Origin of the sequence: Streptomyces sp. NPDC048606 (assembly GCF_040650855.1) — a bacterium.
Taxonomy (GTDB): domain Bacteria; phylum Actinomycetota; class Actinomycetes; order Streptomycetales; family Streptomycetaceae; genus Streptomyces.
Map to the genome: position 1 here is coordinate 89,141 of NZ_JBEZIB010000001.1, position 11,939 is coordinate 101,079.

The 11,939-nt window shown below is 74.2% G+C and carries 8 protein-coding genes; 7 read left to right on the forward strand and 1 reads right to left on the reverse strand.

Annotation, left to right across the window (positions count from 1 at the left end):
• The first annotated feature begins 114 nt into the window (after nucleotides 1-114).
• The 7 genes from AB0D01_RS00365 (at nucleotide 115) to AB0D01_RS00395 (ending at nucleotide 11,150) form a co-directional block, all read left to right on the forward strand.
• A complete protein-coding gene (locus AB0D01_RS00365) occupies nucleotides 115-1,380 on the forward strand; it encodes a DUF4192 domain-containing protein (protein ID WP_363052539.1) in 1,266 nt (421 codons plus the stop codon).
• A 440-nt stretch (nucleotides 1,381-1,820) separates the two neighbouring features.
• Nucleotides 1,821-3,866, forward strand: a complete 2,046-nt coding sequence (locus tag AB0D01_RS00370; protein WP_363052541.1) for a glycogen debranching N-terminal domain-containing protein — start codon at nucleotides 1,821-1,823, stop codon at nucleotides 3,864-3,866.
• 171 nt (nucleotides 3,867-4,037) lie between these two features.
• Entirely contained in the window at nucleotides 4,038-4,784 is a 747-nt protein-coding gene (locus AB0D01_RS00375) for an NUDIX domain-containing protein (protein ID WP_363052543.1), read from the forward strand.
• 161 nt (nucleotides 4,785-4,945) lie between these two features.
• Entirely contained in the window at nucleotides 4,946-6,958 is a 2,013-nt protein-coding gene (locus tag AB0D01_RS00380; RefSeq protein ID WP_363052545.1) for an ATP-binding cassette domain-containing protein, read from the forward strand.
• A gap of 147 nt (nucleotides 6,959-7,105) precedes the next feature.
• Nucleotides 7,106-8,047, forward strand: a complete 942-nt coding sequence (locus AB0D01_RS00385; RefSeq protein WP_363052547.1) for a FadR/GntR family transcriptional regulator — start codon at nucleotides 7,106-7,108, stop codon at nucleotides 8,045-8,047.
• A gap of 359 nt (nucleotides 8,048-8,406) precedes the next feature.
• A complete protein-coding gene (locus AB0D01_RS00390; protein WP_363052549.1) occupies nucleotides 8,407-9,984 on the forward strand; it encodes an RNA polymerase sigma factor in 1,578 nt (525 codons plus the stop codon).
• A gap of 311 nt (nucleotides 9,985-10,295) precedes the next feature.
• Nucleotides 10,296-11,150 (forward strand): serine protease, encoded by an 855-nt coding sequence (locus AB0D01_RS00395; RefSeq protein WP_363052551.1) that lies wholly within the window; start codon nucleotides 10,296-10,298, stop codon nucleotides 11,148-11,150.
• A 195-nt stretch (nucleotides 11,151-11,345) separates the two neighbouring features.
• Here AB0D01_RS00395 and AB0D01_RS00400 read toward each other — a convergent pair whose 3' ends face one another.
• Nucleotides 11,346-11,579, reverse strand: a complete 234-nt coding sequence (locus tag AB0D01_RS00400) for a hypothetical protein (protein WP_363052553.1) — start codon at nucleotides 11,577-11,579, stop codon at nucleotides 11,346-11,348.
• Between the last annotated feature and the right edge of the window lie 360 nt (nucleotides 11,580-11,939).

The following is an 11,939-nucleotide window of genomic DNA, read 5'->3' on the forward strand; positions in this document are numbered from 1 at the left end:
ATGGCGCCCTGGCACCTGTGGATGTCGAAGGCCGGACGAGGAGCGCGTGCGAGGGTCCCCGCGGAGTTATCCACAGGGGTTTCGTGATCGTCCCGGACACGGGAACGTCGAGGCATGACGACGAACCACGCATCAGACGGGGCCGCCGGCCGCCCGGCCACGAGCCCGACCGACTGCCCCTCCAACCCCCAGATCACCCTGCGCAGCCCGGCCGAACTGGCCGACGCGCTGCCCTACATGCTCGGCTTCCACCCGACGGACTCCCTGGTCATGGTCACCGTCCAGGGAGAGGCCGGACGCTTCGGCGGCAGGCTGCGCGTGGGCATCCCCACCGCGCCCGCCGAATGGGAGGACACCGCCCGACAGGTCGCCGACTGCCTCATCCGGGGCAGTGAGCGGCGTGGGGGCAAGCCCGACGGGATCGTGCTCTTCCTGTGCCAGGACCCCCGGGACGGGGAGAGCCCGCAGCGGGTGATGACCAGGCTGAGGCCGTTCGCCCAACGGCTGCGGCTCGCCTGCGGCGCGCTGGACGTGCCCGTCCTGGAGGCCCTGTGCATCTCGGCAGGCCGCTACTGGTCCTACACCTGCGGCGGCACCGACTGCTGCCCGGCCGAGGGCACCCCCCTGGCGCAGCCCGGAACCTCCGTGATGGCGGCCACGGCCACCTTCGCCGGACTGCGCGTACGGGGATCCCTCAAGGACATCGAGGACCGGCTCGCGCCCCTGCGGGGCCCCTGGGCCGCCGAACAGGAGGAGGCCCTGGAACGGGCCGCCACGGCACTGGTGCCGAAGATCCTCGACGGGGCGACCCGCGAGGAGGTCGGCGCCGAGACCCTCGCCCTGGCCAGGGCCCTGATGCGCCGCATGACCCTCGCCCCGCCGGTCGAAGGAGGACCGTGCGCCGACGACTGGGACGACGCGCTGCTCGGACACGACGAGGCCGCCGCGCTGATCCTCGGACTGCAGGACCGCGAGATCCGCGACATCGCCGCCGAGTGGATGGAGGCGGACGAGGCGGCGCCCGCCCTGCGGCTGTGGCGGGCCCTCGCCCGGCGCTGCGTCGGGGCCTACGGGGAACACGCGGCGGCCCCGCTCACCCTCGCGGGCTGGGTGTCCTGGGCCGGAGGGGACGAGCCGACCGCCCGGATCGCCCTCTCCCTGGCGCTCCGGGCCGACGCCGACTACCGCTTCGCGCAACTGCTGCACCACGCCTGCAACGAGGGCATCGACCCCGAGGGCCTGCGCCGGTGCCTGCGCGAGGAACGCGGGCGCCGCGAGCGGAGCCGCCGCCGGCCCGCAGGCACCACTCGCCCGCCCGGGCGCAGGACCTCGGACCGACGCCGCCGCACGCCCCGCCGCAGCGAGGGGAACGAGCAGTGAGCGCCCGACGGACGGCGAGGAGCGGCTGCCCGGTTCGCCGGTGGTGGCACGCCTCGCGGACGAGCACACGGCACCGGAGCACCGCGCCGCCCCGGCAGCCGCCACCGGGGCCCGTGACCCGGGCGGGGGCGGGGGCGTTCCCCTGGAGGGTGACGGGAGCCCGGCCACGCCGTCGCCCAGCCGAACCGGCCGGCGCGCAGACAGGGCGACACATGGCTCCCCCCGTACCCGAAACCGACCCGGCGGGTGCCGCTCCGCCGGCGGCTCCCGCCACGCTCACCCCACCCCCTCCCGGGGCCGCCCCGCCGGTCGGGGCCGGGCCCCAGGGGGACCCGGCCGGTCCGCCGGACGACGCGGACCCCGCCCCGGGCCGCGCCGCCGGGCCTCACCGGGCGGCCCGGCAACCCGACGGGCGGGACGGGCCGACGTGGACCGGCCGTGTGCCCGTACCGGCCGCGGCGCCCGGGTCGGGCACCGGGCCCGGGTCCGGCCGCGCGGGCGAGGCGCCCCCCGGACACCCCGCGGCGGGCACGGCGCCCCCGAGCCGGCCCGAACTGCCGCCCGTACACGCCTCCGTCATCTGCGTCGCCGCGCCCGGCCTGGTGATCTCGCCCGAACACGGGCAGCTCACCGGCCGGGGCGTCGACGGGATCTACCGGTCCGGGAGGCGGCTGCTCTCCCGCTGCGTCCTGCGCGTCGGAGGCCGAGATCCCGTCTCCGTGCAGGGACGCGGCCTCGCCGCCGACCGGGCCTCCTTCACCGCCACCGTCCGCACCGGTGTCGAGGCCGGGCCCGACCCCGACATCGGCATCGAACGGGTCCGTCACGCCGACGGCACCGAGCACATCACCCTGCGCAGCTTCGCCGCGCGACCGCTGCGCCTGCCCGTGGAGGTCGCTCTCGGCACCGACCTCGCCGAACTGGCGGCGGTGGCGGCGGGCCGGGCCGGGCCGGAGCTCCCCGCCGCCGTACACGCGGGCGGCCTGCGCTGGAACGCCGCGGACACCTTCACCGTCACGGTCGCCGACCCCCCGCCCGACGACTGCCTCGCCTCCGCCGGACTCCTGCGCTGGGAAATCCCGCTGGGCCCCGGCGAATCCCGGACCATCGAGCTGCGCACCTCCCGGGACCGCACCGTACGGGCGCCCGCCGGGCGGGTCGCGAACCCGCTCGCCGACGCACGGGCCGAAGGGGACGACCCCAGGGCCGACGCCTGGTTCCGCACCAGCCTCGACGACCTGCGCGCCCTGCTCCTGCGGGACCCCGACCAGCCGGGCGACGCCTTCGCGGCCGCGGGAGCGCCGTGGAGACTGGGTCTGGCGCCGGCGGAGTCGCTGTGGGCCGCCCGGATGGCGCTGCCGCTCGGCACCGGCTTGGCCGCCGCCACCCTGCGCACGCTCGCCCGGACCCAGAGAGAGGGGTGCGGGCCCGACGCGGGGAAGATCCCGGGCCCGCTGCGCGCCGCGGGGGCGCAGCTGCCGCCCGGCTGCACCGGAACCGAAGCCACCCTCGCCTTTCCGACGGTGCTCGCCGAGGCCCGGCTGTGGGGGCTGGCCCAGGACGAGGTGGCCCGGCTGCTGCCCGCCGCCGAACGCTGCCTGGACTGGTTGCGCGGGGCGCTCGGGGCCGACGGGTTCCTCGCGGATCCCGACCCCGGGCCCCGACGCGTCGAGACCCAGGCCCACGCCCACCGGGCCGCGCTGCTCGGCGCCGACCTGCTCGAACGGTGCGGGCGGCCCGGAGCCGCGGAGTGGCGGGAGTGGGCCGCCGCATTGGCGCAGGGGTTCCGGGCCCGGTTCTGGATCGACGGCCCGGACGGCGGACGCCCCGCCGCCGCCCTGCACCCCGACGGGCGTCCGCTGCCCCGACTCACCGGAGCCGCCGCGCACCTGCTGGACACCGGTCTGCTGGGCGGGGGCCGGCTCGCTGCCGGTCTGCTGGACCCCGTCCGCACGGAGCAACTCGCCCGTCTCCTCGGCTCCCCGGGCATGGACTGCGGCTGGGGGCTGCGGAGCATGGCCCTCAGAGAGCCGGGACACAACCCCTTCGGCCACCGGTCCGGCGCCGTCCGCGCCCACGAGAGCGCCGTCGCGGTGGCCGGGTTGATCCAGGCCGGCTTCGAGAAGGAGGCCGCGGGGCTGCTCCGCGGACTGCTCGACGCGGCCGAGGCGTTCGACCACCGGCTGCCCGAGATGTACGCGGGCCGGCAGCGCACCGCCGACAGTGCCCCCCTGCCCCACCCGGCGGCCTGTCGACCGGCGGCGGTGGCGGCCGCCGCCGGGATCCACGCGCTCGTCGCCCTCGCGGGGATCCGTCCCGACGCCCCGGCCGGGGCGGTCGCCGTGTCACCGCCGGCGGGTGCCCCCCTCGGCGCCCTGCGCCTGTCGGACCTGCGGGTGGCGGGGGAGCCGTTCACCGTCCGGATCAGCCGGCTCGGCGTCGGCATGGTGGAGGAGGCGGCCGATGGGCTCCAACTGGGAGGTTGAGACGACCCGTCCGGACCCCGCCCGTCCGGGCCGGGTCGGGTCGGGAGGCCGCCGGGGCGGCCGCGCGGGAGGGGCGGGCGTGCTCGGCAGGCTGCGCGTCGGGTTCCGGATCACCGTCTCCGGGATCGCGAAAGCTCTGTTTATCGTCAGGAAGACGACTATGATCGGCGCATGTCTCCCTACGACCCGTCGGCCTTCCCGCCCTTCGCCGTCACCGTCGACCTGGTCGTGCTCACCGTACGGCGCCACGCGCTCTGCGCGCTGGCCGTCAGACGCGGTGAGCAACCGTTCCAGGGACGATGGGCACTGCCCGGCGGCTTCGTCCGCGGAGACGAGGACCTCGGGGCGGCAGCGGCCCGGGAACTCGCCGAGGAGACCGGCCTGTGCGCGCACGACGCGGCCGTGCCCGGCGTCGACAAGGGCGCCCACCTCGAACAGCTCGCCACCTACGGTGACCCGCGGCGGGACCCCCGGATGCGGGTGGTCAGCGTCGCTCACCTGGTCCTCGCCCCCGACCTGCCCGCACCGCGCGCCGGCGGGGACGCCAACGGCGCCCGCTGGGCCCCCGTCGACGAACTCCTCGAAACCCCGGACCAGCCTTCCGCCGGGCTCGCCTTCGACCACGCGCGGATTCTCGCCGACGGGGTGGAGCGGGCCCGCTCGAAGATCGAGTACTCCTCCCTGGCCACCGCCTTCTGTCCGCCCGAGTTCACCGTCGGGGAGCTGCGCCGGGTCTACGAGGCCGTGTGGGGCGTGGCGCTCGACCCGCGCAACTTCCACCGCAAGGTCACCGGGACCCCCGGCTTCCTGGTTCCGGCCGGAGGCACCACGACCCGTCAGGGCGGCCGACCCGCCCAGCTGTTCCGCGCCGGCGGCGCGACCCTGCTCAACCCCCCGATGCTGCGGCCGGAGGTCTGAGCCACCCGGGGCGGGGCCACCGCCCCGGGGTCCGGTGGCATGCCGGCCGACACGCACCCGACCCACACGGGCAGAGTGCGTCGAAAATCGGACATATCGCGTTATCTTTCTTGCGGTACTCACCCTGCCGCAGAGCGGTCTCACCCCCCGCGAGAGAAGCGATGCTCCAGGCCATCGGACTCACCAGCTCCCCCCGTCGAAACCACTCCCCCCTCGTGGACGACCTCACCTTCGAGGCCCGCCCGGGATGTGTGACAGCCCTGCTCGGAGAACCGGGTTCGGGCAAGACCACCGCGCTGCGGCTCATGCTCGAACTCGAACCGGGTCGGGGCGTCACCTACTTCCGGGGTCGCCCGCTGCACCGGGTCCCGCATCCCGCCCGCGAGGTCGGAGTGCTCCTGGGTGACGTCCCCGGGCACCCCTCCCGGACCGTCCGCAACCAACTGCGGATGCTCTGCGCCGCGGTCGGTGTGCCCGCCTCCCGGGCGGACGTGCTGATGGAGGTCGTCGGCATCGCCGGACTGCGCGACCAGCGGCTCGGCTCCCTCTCGGCCGGCATGGACCGCCGTCTCGGTCTGGCGGTCGCCCTGCTCGCCGACCCCTGCACCCTCCTGCTCGACGAACCCGCCGCCGGGCTCCCCGCCCGCGAACGGGCCTGGCTCTACGGACTCCTGCGCCGGCACGCCGCCCTCGGCGGAGCGGTGCTCTACACCACCGACGACGCCAAGGAGGCGGCCCGCAACGCCGACCGGGTCGTCTCGATCGCCTCGGGCCGCCTCGTCGCCGACCAGGACGTCGCGGACTTCGCGCGCACCCGACTGCGCCCGCGGGTCGCGGTGCGCACCCCGCACGCGGCGCGGCTCGCCGACGTGCTGGGCCGCGAGGCCCGGGCCGCCCAGCGGGCCGTGGAGATCGTCGAGGAGAGCGGCAACCGCCTGTCCGTGTACGGAAGCGACTGCGCCGAGATCGGCGAGGCGGCCTTCCGCAACGGGGTCCTCGTCCACCAGATCGCCGACGAGACCGGCGACGCCGGAGCCCCGGTCCCGCCCGTCCCGCAGGCCCGCACCCGTACCGGCGTCGCGGTGCGGACGGAGGCCCGTATCGAGGTCGCCGCCCACGCGCGGGCGACCACTCCCTCTCCCGCGGTCCCGCCCGGCACGCTCCCGGAGGCCTTCGCGATCCCCGGTCACCCCCCGCTCCCCGACGGGTCCCATCCCGACGCACAGCGCGCCGCCGAGGCCGGTACCGAGGACCGGCCCGAGGTCCGGGCCGACGGGCGGGGCGAAGGCCGTGCCGACTCCCGGCCCGAAGCCTCCTGCGAAGCCCACCCCGCAGGGGCGGCCTCGGGGGGCGAGCCCTCGGGTGCGGCCTCGCGGGCCCTTCCCCCGGTGCGCCGCGTCCGTGGCCCGCTGCGGCCGGTGCGCTACGAACTGCTGCGCGTCTTCGGCACCGCGGCCCCCTACCTGACGGCCGCCCTCGTCGTCGTCGTGTCCGTCGTCACCGCCCTGCTGCTCGCCCGCGCCGGTCACGCCCCGCGGACCCGCATCCTCGCCGCCTGGCCGGAGCTGTCGCCCCTGCCGCCCGCCGCCCTCGGCGCCGGGTTCCTCGGCGCCCTCGCCTTCGGCGAGGAGTACCGCTACCCCGCCCTCGCGGCGGCCCGCGGCACCGTGCCGCGACGATTGGGGCTGCTCCTCGCCAAGCTCGGTGTCTGCGCCGCCCTCGCCCTGACCCTCGGAGCGCTGGTCGTCGCGGCCGACGCGGCCGCCCTCCGCCTCGTGTTCGACGCCGCGGGCCCCCTGGGCGCTCCGGCGAACGTGGTCTCCCCGGTGTTCGGTTGGGCCGGACTGCTCGTCGGTTCCGCCTGGGCCGGGGTCCTGGCCTCCGGCGCGTTCCGCTCCGTCTCGGCCGGACTGGCCGCGGTGCTCGCCGTGCCGGTGATGGTGGCGCCGCTGGTGCGCAAGGCGCTCGAAGGGCCGTCCGCGTACCCGATGGACGGCCTCGCCTCCCGACTGCGCGGACTGAGTTGGACGCCGTGGCCGCCCGAGGCGGACCGGCTCGTCGTGGGGGCCCTTCGAGTGATGGCCCAACCCGTGGGAACGGCACTGGTGTTGTCGCTTATGGTCCTGTTGTGCGCCTATGGGTTCACAGGATTGCGCGGTCGCGTCCGTTGGTGATCGATCCGGTGCGGGAGTTGACGCCCGGGGGATCGGGGAAGTCCGGATCGCACCCCATCATGCGAAGGGGACCGCAACTCCTCGCAAAAGGCCCGGTTCTTTACGATAAGTCGTCAATTGCGTAGGTGGCACCGATCACCCTTTCGTGTGCTTTTCACCAAAGACCTCAAGGGTCATGGAGGCACGACCGACAAAGGATTCGTGAGTACCCTTGCGCACACCATGATGACCGCCGCCCGCCATGCCGACACCGGCCTCGCCGGCTCGGGCGAACTCGACCGCTACCCCTACCCGGAGGCATCCGGGTCCGACCGCGTCGGCCCGCCCCACTGGGACGGCGCCGACGTCGAGTTGAGCCGTGTCGGCCGCCGCGCGGCGGGCAGCCGCGGCCGCGGACTGCACGGCCAACTCGTCCAGCAGCTCGGCCAGATGATCGTCTCCGGCGACCTCGGCGCGGACCGCCCCCTGGTCCCGGAGGAGATCGGCCAGCGCTTCGAGGTCTCCCGCACCGTCGTACGCGAGTCGCTGAGGGTCCTGGAGGCCAAGGGCCTCGTCAGCGCCCGCCCCAACGTGGGCACGCGCGTGCGGCCGGTGGCCGACTGGAACCTGCTCGACCCCGACATCATCGAATGGCGGGCCTTCGGACCCCAGCGCGACGACCAGCGCCGCGAGCTCAACGAGCTCCGCTGGACGATCGAGCCGCTGGCCGCCCGCCTGGCCGCCGGCCACGACCGCCCGGACATCCAGCAGCGCCTCGCCGACATGGTCGAGATCATGGGCCACGCCCTCGGCCAGGGCGACGCCATCACCTTCACCCGCGCCGACAACGAGTTCCACGCCCTCCTGATCCAGATCGCCGGCAACCGCATGCTGGAGCACCTCTCCGGCATCGTCTCCGCCGCGCTCCAGGTGTCCGGCGGCCCCGTCACCGCCTGCGACCGCCCCAGCGAGACCTGCGTCGCGCACCACGCGCGCATGGTCGAGGCCCTCGCCGCGGGGGACGCCACGGGGGCCGAGAACGCCATGCGCCAGCTGCTGACGGTGCATCCGGAGGTCGAGCGCGTGGTCCCCGCCCCGCGCGAGCACTGACCCGCCGACGCGCGGGGGCGCGGGGTGCACCACTGTCGCCGGGCCCGAGTACGGGCCCGGCGACTCCGGCGTGCGGGGCCGCCGCGCGCCCCGGGCGGGGCGCGTACGCCCGTGGTACCGGCGTGTGCGCGGGGCGGATGTGATTCGGGCCACGAAAGATTGGGCGTAACGCTCCGCGACGTCACGCGATGACCTAAGCAGTGATGGCCGACGGAGGGAAGACAGCAGCCCTTGGGGATGCTGGACAGCTCCCCGGCCCCTGCCCGCGCCCCCGGCCCATCCCCAGTCGGTGGTCGTCGGCTCCGGTCCAGCACCAGGCCGGGGTCGGAAGCCGTTCCCATCGTTCCGAGAGGTTGTTCGTGTCGGCCAGCACATCCCGTACGCTCCCGCCGGAGATCGCCGATTCCGAGTCTGTGATGGCGCTCATCGAGCGGGGCAAGGCCGAGGGGCAGATCGCCGGCGATGACGTGCGTCGGGCCTTCGAGGCTGACCAGATTCCTGCGACCCAGTGGAAGAATGTTCTGCGCAGCCTCAACCAGATCCTCGAGGAAGAGGGTGTGACGCTGATGGTCAGTGCCGCGGAATCGCCCAAGCGCACCCCCCGCAAGAGCGTCGCGGCGAAGAGCCCCGCCAAGCGGACGACGACGACCCGGACCGTCGCGGCGAAGCCCGCGGCCGCGCCGACCGCGGCCGACGCTCCCCCGACCGGGGAGAACGGGACGGCGACCCCCGAGCCCGTGGACGGCCTCGCCGAGACGGACGCCGCCGAACCCGTCGCGAAGAAGACGGTGGCGAAGAAGGCGACGGCCAAGAAGACCGCCGCGAAGAAGACGACCGCGAAGAAGACGGCGGCCAAGAAGACCGCCGCCAAGAAGGACGCGGACGAGGGCGACGACGAGACCCCCGACGAGGGTCCCGACGCGGCGAAGGCCGAGGGCGAGGAAGAGGAGGAGGGCGAGGGCAACAAGGGCTTCGTCATCTCCGACGACGAGGACGACGCCCCCGCCCAACAGGTGGTCGTGGCGGGAGCCACCGCCGACCCCGTCAAGGACTACCTCAAGCAGATCGGCAAGGTCCCCCTCCTCAACGCCGAGCAGGAGGTCGAGCTCGCCAAGCGCATCGAGGCCGGACTCTTCGCCGAGGACAAGCTCGCGAACTCCGACAAGCTCGCGCCCAAGCTCAAGCGCGAGCTGGAGATCATCGCCGAGGACGGTCGCCGCGCCAAGAACCACCTTCTGGAGGCCAACCTCCGCCTCGTGGTCTCGCTGGCCAAGCGCTACACCGGCCGCGGCATGCTCTTCCTGGACCTGATCCAGGAGGGCAACCTGGGTCTGATCCGCGCCGTGGAGAAGTTCGACTACACCAAGGGCTACAAGTTCTCCACGTACGCGACCTGGTGGATCCGGCAGGCGATCACCCGGGCCATGGCCGACCAGGCCCGCACCATCCGCATCCCGGTGCACATGGTCGAAGTGATCAACAAGCTGGCCCGCGTCCAGCGGCAGATGCTCCAGGACCTGGGCCGCGAGCCCACCCCGGAGGAGCTGGCCAAGGAACTCGACATGACCCCCGAGAAGGTCATCGAGGTCCAGAAGTACGGCCGCGAGCCGATCTCCCTGCACACGCCGCTCGGCGAGGACGGCGACAGCGAGTTCGGTGACCTCATCGAGGACTCCGAGGCCGTCGTCCCGGCGGACGCGGTGTCCTTCACGCTCCTCCAGGAGCAGCTGCACTCGGTCCTCGACACGCTCTCCGAGCGCGAGGCGGGCGTGGTCTCGATGCGCTTCGGCCTCACCGACGGCCAGCCCAAGACGCTGGACGAGATCGGCAAGGTCTACGGGGTCACCCGCGAGCGCATCCGCCAGATCGAGTCCAAGACCATGTCGAAGCTGCGCCACCCGTCGCGTTCGCAGGTGCTGCGCGACTACCTCGACTGATCGGGGAGCCGACACCGCTCGCGCCCGCACACACCGTTCGGCCGGGCCCCTGAGGGGGTCCGGCCGACGTGCGTCCGGGGCGGGGCGGGGCGGAGGCGACGGGACGGGACGACACGGCGCGGTGCGGTGCGGTGCGTTCCTTCGGGAGGGGCGCACCCGTCGGCGGTACGTACGCCGGTCGGGGCGCGCACGTCCGCCGGGGCACGCGCGCACGTCGCTCGTGCGGGTGCGCCGCCGTTCGCGCGGGTGCGCACGGCCACGGGTCATTCCACTCTGGGTGGAGTCGTACACACTCAGCGTCAGGAGACCCTATGCGTCTTTCCCTGCCCCGTGCCCTGGTGGGCGCCCTGGCCCTGGTGGCGGGCGCCGCCGCGACTCCGCTGGCCCCGGCCCCCGGGGCCGCCGCCGACGGCGTCGTCATAGGTGGCAAGCCGGTGAAGGTGGCGGACAGCCCCTGGGTGGTGGCCCTCGCCAGCCGTGACCGGTTCGGGGGTATCCGCGACGGGCAGTTCTGCGGCGGGGTCCTCGTAGCCCCGACCACGGTCGTGACGGCCGCCCACTGCCTGGGCCGCCAGGTGTTGGGCGGCCCCGTCGAGTCCCTCACCGACCTGCGGGTGATCACCGGCCGTACGGAACTGCACGGCGACGAGGGCCGCGAGATCGCGGTCAGCGCGGCCCGGGTCAATCCGGACTACGACGCCCGCAGCAACGCGGGGGACCTGGCGGTGCTGGAGCTGGCCGAGGCCGTGCCGGCGGCCCACGTCCTGCCGATGGCGACGGCCGGTGACGAGGCGTACGCGGCCGGTACGGACGCGGACGTCTACGGCTGGGGCGACACGAGCGGCTTCGGGGACTACGCGTACGGGCTGCGGGCGGCGCGCGTGACGGTGCTGGACGACGAGTCCTGCCTGCGGGCGTACCCGGGGGGCGCGGACGGCCGCTACCTCGCGGAGTCCATGGTGTGCGCCGGCGACCAGGGGGGCGGCAAGGACGCCTGTCAGGGGGACAGCGGGGGGCCGCTGGTGGCTCGGGGCCGGTTGATCGGGCTGGTGTCCTGGGGGCGGGGCTGCGGGCGCGCGGACAGCCCGGGGGTGTACACGCGGATCGCGCCGTTGGTCGCCTTCGTGAGCGGCCCTGAGAGCGGCTCGCGCCAGGACGGGGTGTAGGACACCGTACGGGGCGCCCGGAGGGGCTCCAGGCGCCCCGTACGGCCCGGCAAGGGGGTGCGGGGGTCGAGCGGTGCACCCGGTGCGGGAAGTGCCCCGGATATGAGGACGGGCGACGTCCCTGGGTTACAGGGGCGCCGCCCGTCGACCGGCCGGGCCGGTCCTTGCTCGTCGGATGCGAGGTCAGGCCTTGTGTCAGCGGTCCTCGTGGTCGGCCGTGTTGGCGGCCGGAGCGGTGAGCCGCTCGGTCTCATCCTGTATTTCCGCGGCGATCTTCTTGAGTTCCGGCTCGAACTTACGCCCGTGGTGGGCGCAGAAGAGCAGTTCACCACCGCTCAGGAGGACGACGCGCAGATATGCCTGGGCGCCGCAACGGTCGCATCGGTCAGCGGCCGTCAGCGGGGTCGCGGGGGTCAGAACAGTAGTCACGTCGCCTCTTCTCTAGCTCGACGAGCTGTCGTACCAGGGTCAACATCCAACCAGGCCGAAAACGTTCCCGCTCGCGGCTTTTCCTCGAAACTTCCTTCCGAAGCTGGCCGGCTGTTGCCGGTTGGCGGCGAAGGAGCCGTATTGCGTTGCTTTACGGTTTCGCGTTGTCAGTCGTTCGCTTGTAGCAGTTCCCGTCCTCCCCGGCGTGAGTGCCGGTTGTTCATGAGGACGTGCCCGAACCCTAAATGGTTCATGCCTGGAAGGGAACGTGATGTTTGCTTCACCCTGACGGGGGATCGAACACCCGTGCGGATCTGGACTAGGCTGTGGAACCCACGAGGGTGGCGTTGCATCGGCTCT